Raw genomic sequence first — 18,865 nt, 5'->3', positions numbered from 1 at the left:
ATAAAGGAATATTTTTACTTTATATCTACATACTGCTATAAGGTTTATTAATATTTATTACGGAAAATTAAAGATAAAAGTATCTCCTTACCATTTATTTTATGGTAAAATCAAAAGGAGGTGAATTTAAGATGAAAGAATTTTTAAATAAAAAAGGTTTAAGTTTACTAATGCTTTTGCTAGTATTTTTAATATCAGGGGCGTTATTTTCCGCCTGTTCTAAGTCAGAAACGTCAGTAGAAAGCTTTGAAGCTTATAAGGATAAATGGCAGAAAAAAGATTATGCAGCAATGTATAATATGCTGTCTTCAAAGACTAAGGAAAAGGTTAATGAAAAACAGTTTGTGGATAGATATACAGCTATATATAATGGAATAGAAGCAGCTAATATAAGCATAAATACAGCAGAATTAGATAAGTCTAAAGTGGAAAAAGGGGACACTGCTAAGATACCGTTTTCCATAACCATGGATACTTTAGCAGGTAGTGTAGAAATTAAGGATTATGAAATGATTTTGATTAAGGAAAAGGTTGATAAGAAAAGCCACTGGAGGGTGGAATGGAGCGAAAAGCTTATATTCCCTGAAATGACAGAAGGGGATAAAGTAAGGGCTGAAGCTCATAATGCCAAAAGAGGAGAAATATACGACAGAAATGGCAAACCTTTAGCTGTTAATGCTCCCATAGTATCTTTAGGAGTTCATCCTTCAAAATTTAACAACAATAAAGAAGCTAAGATAGCAGAACTTGCTAAGATATTAGATATAACTCCAAAATTTATAGAAGATAAACTAAAAGCAAATAAGGATCCTGAGATGTTTGTACCTATAGTAAATTTACTTACCAGTGCTCAAGATAAAATCACTGCAGCTATGAAAATTGAAGGGGTTATTCACGCAAAGCCCATAGCTAGGGTTTATCCAGGAGGGGAAGCTTTTGGATCTTTAATTGGAAATGTTGGGTCTATAACCCAGGAAGAATTGGAAAAGCTTAAAGGACAGGGCTATACTTCCACCAGCATCATAGGAAAAAGGGGATTAGAGCAGGTTTTAGATAAGAGGCTTAAGGGAGAAAACGGCGGGACTATCTATATATCTAAGCAAAAAGACGGAAAGGAAATGGAAAAGATAACTATAGCTAAAAAGGATTCTAAAGACGGAGAAAATGTTAAGCTCACCGTAGATTTTGACCTTCAACAAAAAATATACACAGAATTAAACAAAGAACCAGGATCGGCTTCAGCCTTAAACCCTAAAACTGGAGAGGTTTTAGCTTTAGTAAGTTCTCCTTCCTTTGATTCAAATCTATTTACAACTTATATTCCTGAAAGCGTAAAGGCTCAATGGGAAAAAAGTAATAATGCCGAATTTAATAATAGGTTTAAAATGTCCTATGCACCGGGTTCAACTTTTAAAATGATTACTGGAGCAATAGGCTTGGATAAAGGGGCTATAAAATTAGAAGATACCATAAATGTTCAAGGCAAGGAATGGCAGAAGGATTCATCCTGGGGGAAATATAAAGTAACTAGGGTAACAGATCCAGGAAAACCAGTAAACATAAAGGATGCCTTCATATATTCAGATAACATTTATTTTGCTCAAGCAGCTATTAACATAGGCAAGGATGATTTTGCCAAAGAAAGCAGTAAATTTGGATTAAACGAAGAACTTCCTTTTGTTTATCCTATGGCAAAGGCTCAGATATCTAACGATGGTAAAATAAAAAATGATATACAGTTAGCAGACAGCGGCTATGGCCAAGGAGAAGTGCTTATGACTCCTTTACATGTTTCCTTAGCTTACAGTGCTGTGGTTAATGATGGAAACATAATGACACCTATATTAGAAGCAGGAGAAAGCAAGGTGTGGAAAGAAAACGCTATTTCTAAAGATTCTGTTAAGCTTCTTCAAGAATATCTAAAGGCTGTAATTGAAAGCCCTTCAGGTACAGGAAGAGAAGCTCAAATACCAGGCAAAAGCCTGGCGGGAAAAACAGGAACAGCAGAGCTTAAAAAAAGCATGGAAGATACCAATGCAGAAGAAAATGGATGGTTTGTAGTCATGAATACAGACAATCCTAAAATAGTACTCACCATGATGATGGAAAACGTAAAAACCCGTGGTGGAAGCCACTATGTGGTGCCTAGAGCAAAAAGGGTTATGCAGGATTACTTGAAATAAACAAGCTAATGGCATCCATATGAGTTATAACATATTGTAGAATTTAAAATTGAGAATTGAGAATTTAAAATGAAGGAGAAAACTCTTAGCAGAGTTTCTCTAAACGTATAAAGATAAAGCAAAAACCGAGCCCTTAGCTCGGTTTTTTTAATTGTAAGTTTTTCTGATTCTTTTTCAGAAAAACTATCCTTCATTTTAAGTTCTAAATTTTAAATTCTCAATTACTCTAAAACCTCCAGAGGTTTTAGAGCAGGTCCTTCTATTATTTCTCCCCTATAGGAAAATCTTGAGCCGTGGCATGGGCAGTCCCAGGTTCTTTCGCCGCTGTTCCATTGAAGTTCACAGCCTAGGTGAGTGCAGGTGGTATCCACTATGTGGATTTTCCCCTCTTTGTCTTTATAGGCGCCAGCTCTCCTACCTTTATAGGAAATCACTTTTCCTTGGTCTAAATTAACATCATCTATACCTTCTAAAGGGGTTTCTAATTTACCTTTAATTAGGTTTTTAGCTACATCCGCATTTTGCACAAAGACATTTTTTAGGGAAGGATCCGCATTGAAGCGTGATGGGGTAAATAAGTCTACATAAGGGTTTTCTACGCCTATTATCATGTCCCTTAGTATTTTAGCTGCTGCGGTTCCATTGGTAATGCCCCACTTTCTATAACCTGTGGCCACATAGATATTTGGCAAGTCGGAGGCTATACGACCTATATAGGGTATTTTGTCTAAGGTGGTTAAATCTTGAGCAGACCACCTATATACTATGGAATTAATACCGAAGGTTTCCTTAGCAAATTCTCTTAACATCTCATAGTGCATTAGGGTATCTTCTCCTTGCCCTGTTTTATGATTTTCTCCACCTATGAGCAAAAGTTTTTTACCTTTATAAGGGGTAGAACGCAAGGATCTTCCTGGGTCTTCTGCATTAATATACATTCCCCCTGAAAAAATTTTTATGGCTTTTACTCCTAGTACATAGGAGCGCTCGGGGTACATTCTAGCAAAATAAAGACCCCTGCCATCATAGAAAGGAAAGTGAGTACAAATTACCACATTAGAAGCTTTGATTTTATTACCACATTCAGTGATAACTACTGGAATTTCTGAAGATTTAATATCCACTGCCTTAGTATCTTCATATATGTTGCATTGTTTTTCTATTAGGTAATTTATCATAAAATAAATATATTTTAGTGGATGAAATGCCCCTTGATTTTTAATTTTTATAGCGTGTTTTGCATCTACGGGTATAGGTATGGAATCTAAATATTCGCCTTCTATACCTAGTTTTTCATAAGCGATGAGTTCATTAATTAACTTCTTTTCATATTCTTCAGAATTTGTGTAAATATAAGCGTCTTCGGTAACATAGTCACAGGGAATATTATTATCTAGTATCATTTTATTTATAAACTGCAATGCATCATTATTTGCATTATAGTAATACTGAGCTTTTTCTTTTCCTAAATTAGTTATTAGCTCATCATAAATCAAGCTGTGTTGAACGGTTATCTTTGCAGTGGTATGGCCAGTAGTACCATTTAATATTTTACCAGCATCTAAAAGTGTAACCTTTAAACCTTCCTTGCATAGTAGATAAGCAGTGGTTACTCCTGTTATGCCTGCACCTACTACTACCACATCCGTAGAAATGTTTTCTGAAAGCTTTTTAAAGGAAGGGAAGGTAGTAGAATTTATCCAATAAGATTCTGGAAACTCAGGAAGGTTATTATTATTAAAATTATTGCTATTAACATCCGCCATTATATATTTCCTCCTAACCATATTTTAATAATAATTTTCCAATTAGTTATGATTAATATACACTATAATAATTATTCTATATTTATTGTTTTCAAAGCTTCAAAATAAAGTTTATAATATTAATGGTATAGTTATAAGTTAACAAGAAAAATTTGCAGATTTTTATTATTTTGTATTTGCTTTACCTCATACTTTGTGGTGAAATAATAATTAATATGCCTATGGAGGTGGATGTTATGGAAATTGGTAGTATAGATGTGGCTAAAGCTTCTGTGAAGCTGGCCATTTCATCTAGAGAAGAAGAAAAAGAGCTGGAGAAAAAATTTAAGGATATGGGAATACTCACTGTAGCTGTGGATGTAGGAGGTAATATAAACAATTCTATACCAAAAATCATCGAAAGAGCTTTAGTAGCATCTAAAAGATGCGGACTTATAAAGGATTGGCACGTTCATGATGGTGCTGTGGCAGGAGCTGCTAGAGAAGCCATAATGCAGATATCCAATAAAGCTAATGGGTTAAATGTGGGCGGAAAGATAGGTATAGCTAGATGCGGCGAGCACTTAAGCGTTTGTATATTTATGAGTATAGGACTTTTACACCTTAATGAAGTGGTAATAGGCATAGGACATAGATCTATACCAGATGTATACTAATTTTAAACACAGGATGTAATAATACAAGGTTGACAATAAAAATAAAAGAGGTTAAAATACAAATATTATAATTCCCAAGTCACAGGATTATGGGATGGTAGTTTTGCTTTAGAAGCATGGTAGAAAACAGTAGATTAGTAGGAAACAAGATTTTCAAAATTAAAAAAGTAAAATTGTAGAATGGTAGTATGGTAGGAGATAGCGAGATTATAGTGGCTTGAGATAGTTAATTTCAAGTATTATTATAATATTATTTGTGATGCATAGAGCTCTCCTATAGGGGAGTTTTTTTATTTTTAAATATATTAAACGTAGTTAAGGAGTGTGGTAGGAATGAATGTATTTATTAATATTTTGGAGCAGGGACTTATTTTTTCTATAGCGGCTTTGGGGGTGTATATAACCTATAAAATTTTGGACTTCCCGGATCTATCTGTAGATGGCACCTTTCCCTTAGGAGCAGCAGTTACAGCCGCTTGCATAATGAAGGGAATGAATCCTTTTATAGCTTGTATATTAGCTTTAGTAGCAGGAAGTATAGGAGGATTAATTACAGGAATACTTCATGTAAAGTTTAAGATAACCAATTTAATGTCTGGGATATTGGTAATGATAGCTTTATACTCCATAAACCTCAGAATTATGACTAAGGCTAACATACCTTTGTTCGGCAAAGAAACCATATTTTCCAATGCCTTGGAGCCTTTGATAATAATAACAATGTTCTTTGTCATAGTGAAAATTATTTTGGACTTATTCTTAAATACCAAGGTAGGTTTTCTATTAAAAGCTGTAGGTGACAATGAGCAGCTATTAACTTCTTTGGCAGTAAATAAGGACAAGGTTAAGATACTTGGACTTATGATATCCAATGGATTTGTAGCATTAGCAGGTTCTATTATGGCTCAGCAACAGGGCTTTGCAGATGTAGGAATGGGTACAGGTACCGTGGTTATGGGACTAGCAGCCGTGATTATGGGAGAGGCTATACTGGGAAGAGTTAAATTGTTTAAAGCTTCTACCATGGTGGTATTTGGTTCTATAATCTATAAAGCTGTAGTGGCATTAGCCCTTCAATTAGGACTAGCTCCTACGGACTTAAAGCTTATTACTGCAGTAATAGTGGTAATAGCTTTATCAGTAAATAGTAAAAGTATTAAATTTAATGTATTTAAAAAGGCAACATTGTCATAAAAATTTTCATAATAACTTGGAGGATAGTAGAATGGTAGGAAAAAGAATTTTAAGTATTATTTCATTAGTTACAGCAGGAGCTTTATTAACAGCATGTACAGCTTCTGGTTCAGGGAAGAATCTAAAGGATAAGAAGGTTATTAAAATAGGTATATCTCAACTTGTTGAACATCCAGCTTTGGACTCTGCTAGACAAGGATTTATAGATGCCTTAAAGGATAAAGGCTTTGAAGAGGGGAAAAATATTGAAATTAGTGTGCAAAATGCTCAAGGTGACATAGCTACGGCTCAAAGCATTTCTCAGAAATTTATATCCAGTAAACAGGATATGATTTTTGCCATAGCCACTCCCGCAGCTCAAGCAGCATATAACTCTACAAAGAAAATACCTATATTAGTAACTGCAGTTACGGATCCAGTAGGAGCAGGGCTTGCTAAAACTATGGATAAGCCTGATACCAATGTTACAGGAACTTCCGATAATATAACCATAGAAAAGCAATTTGAACTATTAAAAACTTTAATACCTCAGGGGAAAAAGGTAGGTATTTTATATAACACCAGTGAAAATAATTCAGAGGTACAGCTAAAGAAAGCTAAAGAAGCAGCACCTAAGTTTAACCTAGAAATTATAAGCCAAGGTATTACAAGCGTTAATGAAGCTTCTCAAGCTTTAAGTTCCCTTATAGGAAAAGTAGATGTTGTGTATATTCCTACAGATAATATGGTGGCTTCATCACTACCTCTTATTTCTGATATATGCTTTAAAAATAACATTCCTATAATTGGAGCGGAAAAGGCTCATGTGGAACAAGGCGCATTGGCTTCCAATGGTATTGATTATAAGAAGTTGGGATATGAAACAGGATTGAAAGCTATAGAAATAATTAATGGTAAAGCTCCTCAGGATATATCCATATCTGAACTTAAAGAAATGAGCTTGGTCATTAATACAGATGCAGCTAAGAAGCTAAATATAGTTATTCCTGAGGATATGCTCACTAAAGCTGAAAAGGTAACTGGAGGTGTGAAATAATGCTTAAAATAAATAGTCTTTCCAAGACCTTTAATAAAAGCACTGTAAATGAAAAATCCATATTTCACAACTTAAATCTAGAAGTGGGAAAGGGTGAATTTATTACCATAATAGGAAGTAATGGAGCAGGTAAATCTACTTTGCTGAATATTATCGCAGGTGCTTTAGAAAATGATAGAGGAAATATTATATTAGATAATAAAAATATAAATAATCTTCCAGAATATAAAAGAGCTGCGCTTATAGGAAGAGTGCTACAAGATCCTTCTAAGGGGGTAGCACCTTCCATGACCATATTAGAGAATATGTCCATGGCCTATAATAAAGGTAAAAGTTTTAATTTAACTCCCGGAATTTCTAAAAAAAATGTAAGTTTATTTAAAGAAATGCTGGTACCCCTAAACTTAGGGTTAGAAGATAAACTTAATGATAAAGTAGGAGTACTATCAGGGGGGCAAAGACAAGCTCTTTCACTTTTAATGGCTGTAATGAAAAAACCAAAGCTATTACTTTTGGACGAGCATACTGCAGCCTTGGACCCTAAAACCTCTGAAAGATTAAATGCTATAACAGAAAGCATAATAAATGAAAACAGTATAACAGCTCTTATGGTAACTCATAACATGAATCATGCCATATCCATGGGTAACAGACTCATTATGATGCATGAAGGAAAAATAATTTTAGATATAAAAGGGGAAAGCAAAAAACACATGACGGTAAAACGCTTATTAGAACATTTTGACTCCCTAGACATAGAAAACGGCCTTAGCGACAGAGCTCTATTGGCGTAAGCAGACATTGAAAATCTATGATTTGGCATGGTCGTTTACTTCTTCGATGCCCCCAAAGCGTCTTCCTCTTATTTTCAAAAGCTTTAGGGGTGGAGAAGAAGTTTCCTTTATGATAAAATGTCATAGTAAAACTAAAAATGGTTTTGCTATGACATTTTATTATATATTTTCATATGGAGGGGTTTAAAATTTCATTAAGAAGCTTTTTAAAGTTAGTAGAAATACGCACAAAGGTTGCCAGCATTATACCCTTTATACTGGGAACTTTATATGCTGTATACAGGTTTCAAACTTTTAACTTAGTAAATTTTGCTTTAATGCTTATCTCCTTGCTTTGCATAGATATGGCCACCACAGCTATAAATAACTATATGGACTATAAAAAAGCCATTAAGACCCAGGGGTTCAACTACGAAAGTCACAACGCTATAGTTGAGGATAACCTTGCAGAAAGAAAAGTACTTACGATGATTTTTATGTTGTTATCAATGGCTGTAGTCTTTGGATTTATTCTTTTTTTAAATACAAACTTTATAATACTTATTTTAGGGGGACTATCCTTTATAACGGGGGTGCTATATTCCTTTGGACCAGTGCCTATATCTAGAACTCCTTTAGGAGAGATATTTTCAGGATTTTTTATGGGGTTCGTAATATTATTCATCGCAATATATATACATGTGTTTCAAGGCAATATTATTACTCTTAAATATGTTGAAGGAATATTAAGCTTGAAATTAAATCTTAAAGAGATAATATATATAGGGTTAATCTCTATAACTACAGTTAATGGAATAGCTAACATAATGCTAGCTAATAACACCTGTGACATAGAAGATGATATAGAAAATAAGCGTTATACATTGCCTGTTTATATAGGAAGAGACAGGGCGCTTAAATTATTTAAAATTATTTATTACATTATATATCTAGATATAATAGTACTTTTACTGTTAAAAGTAGAACCTTGGATTTGTGCTTTCACTCTTCTTACCTTTATACCAGTAAATAAGAATATAAAGGTTTTTTACGAAAAGCAAACTAAGAAAGATACCTTTGTACTTGCTGTTAAGAACTTTGTGCTTATAAATGCAGTTCATATTATGACCTTGGGTATTGGAGTTTTATTTAGTACATAAAATGAATGATAAAAGTCATAAGAGATATTTTTTATATTTCTTATGACTTTTATTAACATGGTGTATATACCATTTTTATTCATGTGGTGGTAAAATATATTTAAGTATTGAGATTTTACGGGAGGTTAGAGCTATGTATGATGTGGCTGTTATAGGGGCAGGAGTAGTAGGTTGTGCTATTGCTAGAGAACTTTCAAAATATGACTTGAAGATATGTTTACTGGAGAAGGAAGATGATGTTTCTACTGGTGCTTCTAAGGCTAACAGTGGAATTGTCCATGGAGGATATGCTGCGAAACATGGAACTTTGAAAGGGGAGCTTTGTATAAAAGGCAATTCTATGTACAAAAAGCTCAATGAAGAATTGAATTTTGGTTATAGAAAAACCGGTGCACTGGTAATTGGGTTTAATGAAAAGGATGAAGAAGTTATTAAAGAGTTATATGAAAACGGTTTGGTAAATGGCTGCGATGAGCTGGAAATAATATATAAGGATAAAATAAGAGAAATTGAGCCTTATATAAATGAAGAAGTAACCGTAGCTTTATACGATAAAAGCGTAGGGGTTGCTTCCCCCTATGAAATGACCATAGCATTAGCTGAAAATGCCGTTACTAACGGAGTGGAGCTTAAACTTAACAGCGCTGTGACAGCTATAGATAAAAAAGAAAATCATTTTGTTATAAAAACAGAAAATGAAGAGGTACAAGCTAAATATGTTATTAATGCTGCAGGCCTGTACAGTGACCTTATAGCTAATATGATAGGTATTTATGATTTTAAGATTAACCCTAGAAGAGGTCAATACGTGCTTTTTGGAAAAGATCAAAGCTACTTAGTTAATACTGTTATATTCCAGGTTCCTACAGAAAAAGGAAAGGGAATCTTGGTAACCACCACTTATCATGGTAACTTTATGTTAGGGCCTAACGCTGAGGAGTTAGGAGATAGGGATGATGTGGGCACTACCATGGAAAGCTTGGAAGAGGTAATAGAAACCGCAAGGCTTTCTATAAAAGATTTCAATGTGAAAAAAGCTCTTACCACCTTTGCAGGAATTAGGGCTAGCAGTAGTACAGGAGATTTTATCATAGAAGAAAGCAAGGTAAAGGGTTTTATAAATGTAGCAGGTATAGAATCCCCTGGTTTAACTTCTTCTCCAGCCATAGCTGAAAAGGTAGCAGGTATTTTAGAAAATGCAGGGCTAGAACTTGTAAAAAAAGAAGGCTTTAATCCCTATAGAAAAGCAGTGATAGTAAGGAAAGGTGAAAATTTTCAAGGAAAGATAGATGATGAAGATCCTTCCAAGAATATAATCTGCAGATGTGAACAGGTTACTGAGTCAGAAATATTAGATGCTATTCACAGAGGAATACCTGTAACCAGCATAGATGCCGTTAAAAGACGTGTTAGAGCTGGTATGGGAACATGCCAAGGAAACTTCTGCAGACCAAGGGTGAAGGCCTTAATTGCTAGAGAAATGAACATGTCTTTAGAAGAAATTACCCAAAGAGGAAAGCAAGAGGAGTCAGCTCCTAACAGAGTAAGTATAAAGGATATAAGAAAAATAGATAAGTGATGATAAAGGGACTTTAACAGTCCCTTTATTAAATTGCTATTAGAAATGACTATAGAAGCTATCATATCTATTAATAATTCCGTTTGAATTAATGTAAAAGCAGGAGTAAAATAATTATTGTAAGACATCAAGGCCCCTTGGTCAAGCGGTTAAGACGCCACCCTCTCACGGTGGAATCAGGAGTTCGAGTCTCCTAGGGGCCACCAAATACTTGAAAGCACTATGTTTTAAGGATTTAAAGCATGGTGCTTTTTTCTGTTTTCCCACACTTTTCCCACACTAGAAATTTAAAAAAAATAATCTACCCAAATAAATCATTTAATAATGCAACTGATGAAACCTTATCCTCCGGTAACACATGAATATAAGTTTTTCGTGTTATTTCAGAGCTACTATGACCTAGTAGTTTAGAAACAACCTCAACATCTTGACCTTTTGCAAAAAGTTGAGTAGCAAAGGTATGTCTAAGAGCATGAAATTTTCTATGTGGTATTTTATTCTTTGATAATAGATTACTCCATGAGCGAGATACATTAGCTACGTTGAGAAGATTACCACTTGCTGTAGTAAAAACAAAATCATAATCTTGTTTAATATAAGAACTGCCGGCTTTCATTTTTGCTTTTTTCTGTTTTACTTCTACTTCTTTTAATATTGGGATTAGCTTCTCAGGAAATGAGACCTTTCTAATTGAGCTTTTAGTCTTAGGGGTTTGTACTATAGTCTTATAAACCCTAGATCCGTCAGATTCAATTATATGAGTTCTGCTTACTGTTCTTTTTACCGTTATTGTTAGATTTTTATAATTAATATCTGTCCAAGCCAAACCTAATAGCTCTCCTCGTCTCATGCCGGTACCCAGAGCGAGAAGTACAAGCCCTTTCAAACTATGCCCTTCAAGTGCTGCCTTTAGCTTTTCTATTTCTTCTGTTGTAAAATATTCTAGGGAATCTTCTTCATCTTCAAGTTTAACTTCTCCTGGAATAACTATTGATTTTCTTGATTTGCAAGGATTTTTTAGAATATAATTTTCTTCCACTGCATAATTAAAGAATTGACATAATAATTTATTGAGATAGTTAATGCTATATGATGAAGTACCGTTCTTATATAGTTTATTGTAATACCTTTGTATCAATATGGTTTTTAGGCCATTCAGTTTAAGTCCGTATATTTCACTATCTTTAATATATTTCCTGAAAACCCCTTCATACCTAGAAAATGTTGGAGGCTTTATATTTTTATCTACTCTAATGATTTCAAACAACCACATATGCATTAGTGGACCTAAAGCTACATCTTTAAAATCTACGTTAAGACCATTTTTTATACCGTTTAAATAATCATCCCTTTTGCCTTCTGCTTCTGTTTTGCACTTACCTAGAAATTCTTTTCTTATTGGCTTACCATTACCATCTTTACCGACTGTAGCTGTCACCCTAAAATAATCAATACCGTTTTTTGTATAGTTTGTTTTTCTAGCCATATCTTTTCTCCTTTCATATAAACTAGTGGAAACAAAGCTTTGTTTTACAATATTTTCTAATGGAAACAACGGAAACACTAAAAATCGTTCTGTTTCCAGTATTGTTTCCGGCATAAACCTAGTAATAACAAGGCTTATAGTGTTATTGGAAACAACGGAAACACAATTTATATATAAAGTATTATTTATATAATTAGGCATATACGTATATACCTATACATGCCTAAATACGTGTTTATATTATATATAAGAAATTCTGTTTCCGTGTTTCCGGTCAAAATAATTGTTCTAATGGTTTATATGGAATTTTAAAGTATTTAGAAATCTGCTCAAGAGTCATTCCTTCCAGCTCAACTCTATCAAACTTCAAGTTGGATAGTTTCAAAGCAAAATAATTGGCCTGCCTTTCTAGCTTACCTGTGTTTGATAAGGTATAAGGTGCGCTAAGTATATCAGGGTGCAACAATGCATGACCTAATTCATGCTTAAGTATGAACTGTTCTAAATTTGGATCCAGGTTGTTCCGGATAAAGATAACCTCATTCCCTTCTATATCTCTATAGTAATAAGCTTCTTTTTTATTAAGTAAAATATTCTCAGGATCCAGCTTTACTATTTTAATGCCTTCATCATTGCATATTTCATAAATGTTATTTGTACCATATCTATCAATTAATCCTAAAATAATATCATCAATCCATTTATACCCAAGCATAGTAACACCTACTTCTTATACTTAAATCCTAATAACTTCAGCTGTCTTAATAGTTCATTAGCGAACTCCACTATTTCTTCATCACTCATAGTCTTTGGGTCATATCCGCCATAAGCTGCTAAGGAAGGCTGCTTTATAAGAAAGGCCATAGCATCTTCTGGGTCATGGATTTTATCATCAGATCCATAAGTAACTGTGTTTTCTTCTACTCTAAAACCATCTTCAGAATTTAATGATATACCTTCATATATAGGTGGTTGTTGCCTGTAAAGAGCTTCTGCAAGAATAGAAGGCTCCATATTTAAAGTCCTAGCAATTTTTTGAATTTGATTATAGTCACCTTCATCAGGAATAATATCATCTAATTTTTCAAAAAATATCAAGGGTATTTTAGTCTCATCAGAGAGCTTTTCAAAATTCATATCTAACTCTTCTAATCTATCTTCAATTAATGCTTTTGCAGATTTTCTTGTTAAGTAATCTAAAGGTACTTCTAAAGCATCTGCTAATTTGGTTAAAAATTCTAAAGAAGGATTAGTCTTGTTACCCTTTTCAATATCGCTCAAATAACCAACTGATACAGATATTTTATTTGCTAATGCACTTAATGTTAGTTTTCTAGATTGTCGTAGTTTTCTAATGTTTTTTCCTATCATTGATAACACCCCTTAATAAGTTTCTCTATAAGTGAAATTATAATATTAAAAATTTTCTTTGTCAACGAAAATAAGAGAGAAATTAAGGAAAGTTTAGACAAATAAAGCTAAATTTCTCTCTTGGAGAAATATGAATGTTTACTCTGATAGAGAAAATGATATATAATTCTCTTACAGAGAAAAAAGGAGGTAAAAGAATTTGAATAAAATAAAATTCTTTCGACAAAAAAGTGGACTTACACTAAGACAATTGTCAGAAAAAGCCAATATTTCAATAGGGTACATTAGTGACTTAGAAAATAATAAAACTAAGAATCCAACCATGAAAACTTTAGAAAAATTATCAGAAGCTTTAGGAGTTTATTCAGTAACAGATCTTATTTCTGCGTCTGAAAAGGAGGATAAAGAGGATGGAACTAACGATTGATATCATAAAGGCTGCCATCACAGAAGCTATCAGAGAAACTAAGCCAAAAGCAACTTTAACTATAGCAGAATGTGTTGCGTACACCGGTATAGGAAGAGACAAGCTAATGGAATTAGCACATAGTCAGAACTCAGGTTTCCCGGCATTCAGAGTAGGAGCTAAATTTCTAGTTAATAGAGAGCTCCTAGATATGTGGCTAGAAAACATAACTAAAGAGAAAAGAGTTTTATAAAGCAAAAATCCAAATACCTTTCCATTATTCCAGTCTAACCAATTTATAAACGTTTATTCATTTCTTTTAAAATTCTTCTTTACCGCAATGGTAGATCAGTTGTCACAAAAGAGAAATAAAGTTGGATGTAGTTATAAAAACCTAAAGGAGGACGATCAATGACTAATTTAGTAAAGATCAAAAATCAAGATTTACAAGTGAAAGAATTTAATGGCCAAAGGATAATAACTTTCAAAGACATAGATAATCTTCATGAAAGAGTAGATGGGACTTCTAGAAAAAACTTTAGTAATAACAAAAAGCATTTTATCGATGGTTTAGATTACTTTGAAATTAAAAAGAGCGAGGTCGGAGAAGAATTTTCCTCAACCTTCGGATTTGATAAATTTGCACCTATTGGGTTTTTAATAACCGAAAGTGGGTATCTAATGCTAGTTAAGTCTCTTACAGATGATTTAGCTTGGCAGGTTCAAAGAGAACTTGTTAATAACTATTTTAGAGCTAAGGAAGCAAAGCCTTCATGCATAGAAGATCTAATAATAATGCAAGCACAAGCCTTAAAGGACCTAAGAGAACAGTTAAATCAAGCTAATAATAATGCTTTAGATGCTAAAGCAGGAGTTGAAAAAACTAAGCAAGAGATACAAAGCATGAGAGATGTGTACACACTTAATCCTAATTCATGGAGGAGTGATACTACTAAGCTTATTAATGCAATAGCTCAAAAACTAGGAGGCTTTGATCATATCAGAGATGTGAGAGAAGAGAGCTACAAGCTACTTGATGAAAGAGCTGGAGCTAGGTTAGGAATTAGACTCTCAAATATGAAAAAGAATGTATTAGCTGAAACAGGTAGCATTAGTAAAAGCAAAAAAGTAACTAAGCTTGATGTGATAGGTGTTGATAAGAGACTAATTGAAGTCTATTGCTTAATAGTAAAAGAGATGGCCATTAAATATGGTGCAGCATAATGAATAGGCATAAAGATAAAATAATTGACTGTGCTATCGGCCTACTTGGAAGCATGGCTGTATTTGGAACACTGCTTGCCATAGCTCTTACAACTTATTAAGGAGGTGATAGAGATGTTACCAGATAGTATGTATGATTATCGTCCGGAACAACCACAATCGATTGAGGTTGATAGATGTCTACAGTGTGGTAATGGGATTTTTACTGGTGAAGAGTACTACAACTTTAACGGTGAAGTAGTATGTGAAGAATGCCTAGACGAATACATAAGGCATTTTAAGAAAGAAGGTGAATAGCTTGGAGGAGCTTAGAGAAAAGTTGTATAAATTCATAGAGCTTTATGGTCCACTGGATCCAAAGACAGTTCATGTAAGCCAGCAACTAGATGTGTTAATAGTAAAAAGCATAAAAAAAGAGATGGCATAAGCCACCAATAAAAGTTTAATTAAATTACCTAACTCAAGTATAGCAGAAGAAAGCGAGGTTGTATAGTTGGAAGAAAAATATAGGAAGGCTTTAGAAGAAGTTTTAATAAATCTAAGGTCTATAGAAGGACCTAACCCTGGTGATGATTACATTGACGATTCTATCATGATTATCACTAAGGTTTTAAAGGAAGGGAAAAGCAATGATAGTGTCCAGGGTTAAGAGATTAAAAGAAGAAACAGTTAGTTTAGTAGAGCTTAAAGATTTAGAAGATGCAGTGATAACTACAATGGGTGAAGATGTTTGGAATGCCATTCAGTATTTTGCAGAAGAGAAAGCTTTGGAACTTGAAGAAGAAATTAAATATCTCAAAGAAGGTTCTAAATGTGATGATGGTCACCTTTATGCTCTTAGAGGTGGAATAAGAGATGAAATAGATGTTATTGAAAAGCTTATAACCAAAGTTAATGAAGCACAAAGGTTAGACAGAAGGTCACTCACTAAAGAGTTACAAGGTATTGTAAAAAGACTAGAAAACAATGAAGGCTATTTTTAAGGAGGGATAGTTTGAAGGTAGCATTAATAAAGTTTACAGGCTATTCAGAATACATGGAATACTCCTATTTCACCGATATTGAGAATTTGAAAGAAGGAGATCCAGTGGTAGTACCTACAAACAATTCATTTAGTGTAGGGATATTCTCTAGGTACACAGAGAATAAGCAACATGTTAAAAATGCTGAAAAGTGGATTGTGCAGAAGGTAGATGTAGAAGGCTATGAAGCCAAGATGTTTCTAGGAATATAAAGGGGGATATATAAATGCAAATAGCACAAGTCTGTTTTTTAAAAGACTTCAGCACAGAAGTTGAAGATAAAAGATATAGTTACTTCACTGACATTGAAGATTTAGACTGGGAAGACATAGTTGTTGTTGAAACAAGATATGGGGTGAAAACAGCTATATTTATGAATTATATAGAGTCAAATGAACCTGCAGCAAAGAAAGCCAGCGCATGGATAATACAAAGAGTTGATATTTCTGAGCTAGAGAATAAAAAAGCTAAACTAAGAAAGTTGCAAGATATTAAAAGCAAGCTACTAGCTAGGAAGGCAAAAGTTGAAGAAAGACAGATATTTGAGATTATGGCCAAAGCAGATCCTATTATGGCTGACTTGTTAAAAGAGTATGACAGTTTATTACTAGATAAATTAGAGTGGGAGGAAATATAAGTATGAAAATTACAGCAGAATTTAACAGTACCGAGGAGCTACTAAGCTTCATAAAAACTTTTGGAACTAATGGGGCTCAGATAGTTGAACCAAAGCAAGGAGAACCAACACCAGTAGAAACCCCGAAGGAGACCAAGAAAGAAAGTAAGAAGGAAGCAACTAAAGCCCCAAAAACATCTGAAGAACTACCTAAGGAAGAACCAAAGCAGGAAGAGCCTAATGAGCAAGCACCTTCCGCAGAGAAAGAAGAGCCGAAGGTAACCATGGAAATGGTAAGAGCAGTATTTACAAAGCTAATTAAAGCAGGTAAGCAAAAAGAGGCTAAGGATATTACCTCAAAATATGGTGCTAGCAAACTTCCTGACTTAAAAGAAGAACACTATGCTGCAGCACTAAAAGATGCGGAGGAATTATTATAATGGCCAAGCATGCAATACTAAGTGCTAGTGGGGCAAGTAGATGGCTTGCTTGTCCTCCTAGTGCAAGATTAGAGGAACAATTTGAAAACACATCCAGTGAGTTCGCTAGAGAAGGAACACTGGCACATGAGCTAGGAGAATTAGGGCTAAAGATTAATTTAGAACTTATATCTACAAGAAAATATAATTCAGAAGTTAAAAAGATACAAGCTAATGAGCTTTATACTGCAGACATGCCAGACTATGTAGACATTTATGTAGATACTTGTATGGAGAAAGTGGCAGAAGCTAAAGCAAAGACACCTGATGCATTATTCAAGATAGAACAAAGATTAGACTTCAGTGAATGGGTTCCGGAAGGGTTCGGTACCGGTGACTTTGTAATAATTGCAGATGGCACTATGGAGATATGTGACCTTAAGTATGGAAAGGGTGTTCCTGTAAGTGCCATAGGTAATAAACAAATGAGATTATATGCCTTAGGAGCTATAGCAGAGTTCTCATTTCTGTATGACATAGAAAAAGTAAAAATGACGATTATACAGCCAAGATTAGATTCTATATCTACTGATGAAATGTCAGTGGCAGAGTTAATAGGATGGGCAGAAGAAGTCTTAAGGCCTACTGCAGAATTAGCATTTAAAGGTGAAGGGGAATTCTGTGCCGGTGACCACTGTGGTTTCTGTAGAGCCAAAGCAGTATGTAAGGCTAGAGCAGAGAAGAACCTGGAACTAGTTAAATATGAATTCTCAGACCCTAATGTTTTAGATAATGCTGAAATATCTGATATCTTAGGTAAAGCTGACGAATTAGCTAAGTGGGCTAAAGATGTTCAGGAGTATGCTTTGGAACAAGCTCTGCAAGGTGAAGAGTATCCAGGCTGGAAAGTTGTTGAAGGTAGAAGCAATAGAAAATGGGCTGATGAAGATAAAGTAGGAGAGATACTTCTTGGCCAAGGTTTCCTAGAAAGCATTATCTACACTAAAAAACTAGATGGAATAACCAAGATAGAATCAGCAATAGGTAAGAAAGAAGTTACTAGGCTCTTAGGGGACTACATTATTAAGCCATCAGGTAAACCAACATTAGCACCTGAGAGTGATAAAAGAGAAGTTTATAATTCTCCAGAAGCAGATTTTAAATAGGATGTGATAATTTGAAAAATTATTATTGTGCAAAGTGTGGAAGTGTAGATTTATTTATAAAGGCACATGGACCACATACAGGCCTATACTGCGGAGACTGTGGCCAATGGATACAGTGGCTAAATAAAGCAGAAATACAATTAGCAGAGAGATTTATTAATTTAAATAATATAGATAGTGAAAGCGAGGAAAAATTAATTATGATAAAAGCGAAAAGAACAGGAACAAAGGTAACTACAGGAAAGGTTAGATTAAGCTATGCATACTTATTTGAGCCTCATGCGATAGAAGGAAATGAAGCTAAATACTCAGTTAGTGTAATTATACCTAAGACAGATACAGTAACACTCCAAGCTATCAAAGAAGCAGTTGCAGAAGCTAAGGAACAAGGCAAGGCAAAGTTTGGTGGTAAAGTACCTCCTAATTTAAAAACACCTTTAAGAGATGGGGATGAAGAAAGACCAGACGACGAGGCATATGCAAATTGTTACTTCCTTAATGCCAACAGTAAGAATAAGCCTGGGATAGTAGATCAGAATGTACAGCCTGTACTAGATGCTACAGAAGTTTATTCAGGATGCTATGCTAGATTAACTCTTAACTTCTATGCTTACAGTGCTTCAGGAAACAAAGGCATAGCAGCAGGATTAGGTAATGTACAAAAGTTAGAAGATGGAGAGCCACTAGGAGGATTTACTAGAGCTGAAGATGATTTTGATAGTGTAGGATCTGCAGAAGATGACTTCCTAGGTTAAGACATATAAGGGTGAACGAAATATTCACCCTTAATTAAACAATAGATTTGTAA

Annotated in this window: 23 protein-coding genes and 1 tRNA gene; 20 read left to right on the top strand and 4 right to left on the bottom strand. The window is 34.2% G+C overall.

The genetic code is table 11. The features are described from left to right. The first annotated feature begins 131 nt into the window (after nt 1-131). Complete coding sequence (locus BUA82_RS05930; protein ID WP_073005614.1) at nt 132-2,183, top strand: penicillin-binding transpeptidase domain-containing protein; 2,052 nt, start codon at nt 132-134, stop codon at nt 2,181-2,183. A gap of 221 nt (nt 2,184-2,404) precedes the next feature. On the opposite strand, the gene BUA82_RS05925 is transcribed toward BUA82_RS05930, so the two are convergent. Continuing rightward, nucleotides 2,405-3,949, bottom strand: a complete 1,545-nt coding sequence (locus BUA82_RS05925; RefSeq protein ID WP_073005612.1) for an FAD-dependent oxidoreductase — start codon at nt 3,947-3,949, stop codon at nt 2,405-2,407. Nucleotides 3,950-4,185: 236 nt separating this feature from the next. On the opposite strand from BUA82_RS05925, the gene BUA82_RS05920 reads away from it, so the two are divergent. The 7 genes from BUA82_RS05920 to BUA82_RS05890 all read left to right on the top strand — a co-directional run bounded on the left by BUA82_RS05920 (nt 4,186) and on the right by BUA82_RS05890 (nt 10,553). Beyond that, a complete protein-coding gene (locus BUA82_RS05920) occupies nt 4,186-4,605 on the top strand; it encodes a HutP family protein (RefSeq protein ID WP_073005610.1) in 420 nt (139 codons plus the stop codon). Nucleotides 4,606-4,938: 333 nt separating this feature from the next. Next, a complete protein-coding gene (locus BUA82_RS05915) occupies nt 4,939-5,799 on the top strand; it encodes an ABC transporter permease (RefSeq protein WP_073005608.1) in 861 nt (286 codons plus the stop codon). 31 nt (nt 5,800-5,830) lie between these two features. Further along, entirely contained in the window at nt 5,831-6,835 is a 1,005-nt protein-coding gene (locus BUA82_RS05910; protein ID WP_073005606.1) for an ABC transporter substrate-binding protein, read from the top strand. Then, a complete protein-coding gene (locus tag BUA82_RS05905; protein WP_073005604.1) occupies nt 6,835-7,629 on the top strand; it encodes an ABC transporter ATP-binding protein in 795 nt (264 codons plus the stop codon). Before BUA82_RS05910 ends, BUA82_RS05905 begins: the two co-directional genes overlap by 1 nt. A 173-nt stretch (nt 7,630-7,802) precedes the next feature. Continuing rightward, nucleotides 7,803-8,768: a 1,4-dihydroxy-2-naphthoate polyprenyltransferase gene (gene menA, locus BUA82_RS05900; RefSeq protein ID WP_242948928.1), complete on the top strand. Its 966-nt coding sequence runs from the start codon at nt 7,803-7,805 to the stop codon at nt 8,766-8,768. Nucleotides 8,769-8,901: 133 nt separating this feature from the next. Next, complete coding sequence (locus tag BUA82_RS05895) at nt 8,902-10,347, top strand: NAD(P)/FAD-dependent oxidoreductase (protein WP_073005601.1); 1,446 nt, start codon at nt 8,902-8,904, stop codon at nt 10,345-10,347. A gap of 131 nt (nt 10,348-10,478) precedes the next feature. Next, nucleotides 10,479-10,553 (top strand) — tRNA-Glu (locus BUA82_RS05890). Nucleotides 10,554-10,648: 95 nt separating this feature from the next. Here the strand turns inward: BUA82_RS05890 and BUA82_RS05885 are convergent. The 3 genes from BUA82_RS05885 to BUA82_RS05875 form a co-directional block, all read right to left on the bottom strand. Continuing rightward, nucleotides 10,649-11,833 (bottom strand): tyrosine-type recombinase/integrase, encoded by a 1,185-nt coding sequence (locus BUA82_RS05885; RefSeq protein WP_073006214.1) that lies wholly within the window; start codon nt 11,831-11,833, stop codon nt 10,649-10,651. A 274-nt stretch (nt 11,834-12,107) separates the two neighbouring features. Further along, nucleotides 12,108-12,548: an ImmA/IrrE family metallo-endopeptidase gene (locus BUA82_RS05880; RefSeq protein WP_073005599.1), complete on the bottom strand. Its 441-nt coding sequence runs from the start codon at nt 12,546-12,548 to the stop codon at nt 12,108-12,110. Between the two features lie 8 nt (nt 12,549-12,556). Next, nucleotides 12,557-13,204, bottom strand: coding sequence for a helix-turn-helix domain-containing protein (locus BUA82_RS05875; protein ID WP_073005598.1), 648 nt, complete (start codon nt 13,202-13,204; stop codon nt 12,557-12,559). Nucleotides 13,205-13,403: 199 nt separating this feature from the next. Here BUA82_RS05875 and BUA82_RS05870 point away from each other — a divergent pair, with 199 nt between their 5' ends. The 12 genes from BUA82_RS05870 to BUA82_RS05820 all read left to right on the top strand — a co-directional run bounded on the left by BUA82_RS05870 (nt 13,404) and on the right by BUA82_RS05820 (nt 18,812). Next, nucleotides 13,404-13,631 carry a helix-turn-helix domain-containing protein gene (locus tag BUA82_RS05870; protein ID WP_073005597.1) on the top strand — a complete coding sequence of 76 codons (228 nt, stop codon included), beginning with the start codon at nt 13,404-13,406 and terminating at the stop codon, nt 13,629-13,631. After that, entirely contained in the window at nt 13,615-13,863 is a 249-nt protein-coding gene (locus BUA82_RS05865; RefSeq protein ID WP_073005596.1) for an excisionase family DNA-binding protein, read from the top strand. Before BUA82_RS05870 ends, BUA82_RS05865 begins: the two co-directional genes overlap by 17 nt. Nucleotides 13,864-14,021: 158 nt before the next feature. Further along, nucleotides 14,022-14,834, top strand: a complete 813-nt coding sequence (locus BUA82_RS05860; RefSeq protein ID WP_073005595.1) for an ORF6N domain-containing protein — start codon at nt 14,022-14,024, stop codon at nt 14,832-14,834. Between the two features lie 114 nt (nt 14,835-14,948). Then, complete coding sequence (locus BUA82_RS05855; RefSeq protein WP_073005594.1) at nt 14,949-15,131, top strand: hypothetical protein; 183 nt, start codon at nt 14,949-14,951, stop codon at nt 15,129-15,131. A gap of 1 nt (nt 15,132) precedes the next feature. Continuing rightward, on the top strand, nt 15,133-15,261 hold the full coding sequence (locus BUA82_RS05850; protein WP_073005593.1) for an aspartyl-phosphate phosphatase Spo0E family protein: 129 nt from the start codon (nt 15,133-15,135) through the stop codon (nt 15,259-15,261). A 66-nt stretch (nt 15,262-15,327) separates the two neighbouring features. Continuing rightward, nucleotides 15,328-15,483, top strand: coding sequence for a hypothetical protein (locus BUA82_RS20645; RefSeq protein WP_178140698.1), 156 nt, complete (start codon nt 15,328-15,330; stop codon nt 15,481-15,483). Continuing rightward, a complete protein-coding gene (locus BUA82_RS05845) occupies nt 15,464-15,817 on the top strand; it encodes a hypothetical protein (protein ID WP_073005592.1) in 354 nt (117 codons plus the stop codon). The genes BUA82_RS20645 and BUA82_RS05845 overlap by 20 nt, the downstream gene beginning before the upstream one ends. An 11-nt stretch (nt 15,818-15,828) precedes the next feature. After that, complete coding sequence (locus BUA82_RS05840) at nt 15,829-16,068, top strand: hypothetical protein (protein ID WP_242948927.1); 240 nt, start codon at nt 15,829-15,831, stop codon at nt 16,066-16,068. A gap of 14 nt (nt 16,069-16,082) precedes the next feature. Further along, the gene (locus BUA82_RS05835; RefSeq protein WP_073005591.1) at nt 16,083-16,493 is read left to right on the top strand and encodes a hypothetical protein; all 411 of its coding nucleotides are present in this window, start codon (nt 16,083-16,085) and stop codon (nt 16,491-16,493) included. A gap of 2 nt (nt 16,494-16,495) precedes the next feature. Beyond that, nucleotides 16,496-16,912 (top strand): hypothetical protein, encoded by a 417-nt coding sequence (locus BUA82_RS05830; RefSeq protein ID WP_073005590.1) that lies wholly within the window; start codon nt 16,496-16,498, stop codon nt 16,910-16,912. Then, a complete protein-coding gene (locus tag BUA82_RS05825; RefSeq protein WP_073005588.1) occupies nt 16,912-18,057 on the top strand; it encodes a DUF2800 domain-containing protein in 1,146 nt (381 codons plus the stop codon). Before BUA82_RS05830 ends, BUA82_RS05825 begins: the two co-directional genes overlap by 1 nt. A 200-nt stretch (nt 18,058-18,257) precedes the next feature. After that, the gene (locus tag BUA82_RS05820; protein ID WP_073006209.1) at nt 18,258-18,812 is read left to right on the top strand and encodes a DUF2815 family protein; all 555 of its coding nucleotides are present in this window, start codon (nt 18,258-18,260) and stop codon (nt 18,810-18,812) included. Nucleotides 18,813-18,865: the final 53 nt, after the last annotated feature.

The organism is Clostridium amylolyticum, assembly GCF_900142075.1.
GTDB lineage: Bacteria > Bacillota > Clostridia > Clostridiales > Clostridiaceae > Clostridium_AA > Clostridium_AA amylolyticum.
The sequence above is the reverse complement of the archived record's forward strand: the minus strand, read 5'-3'. Positions and strand labels throughout refer to the sequence as shown.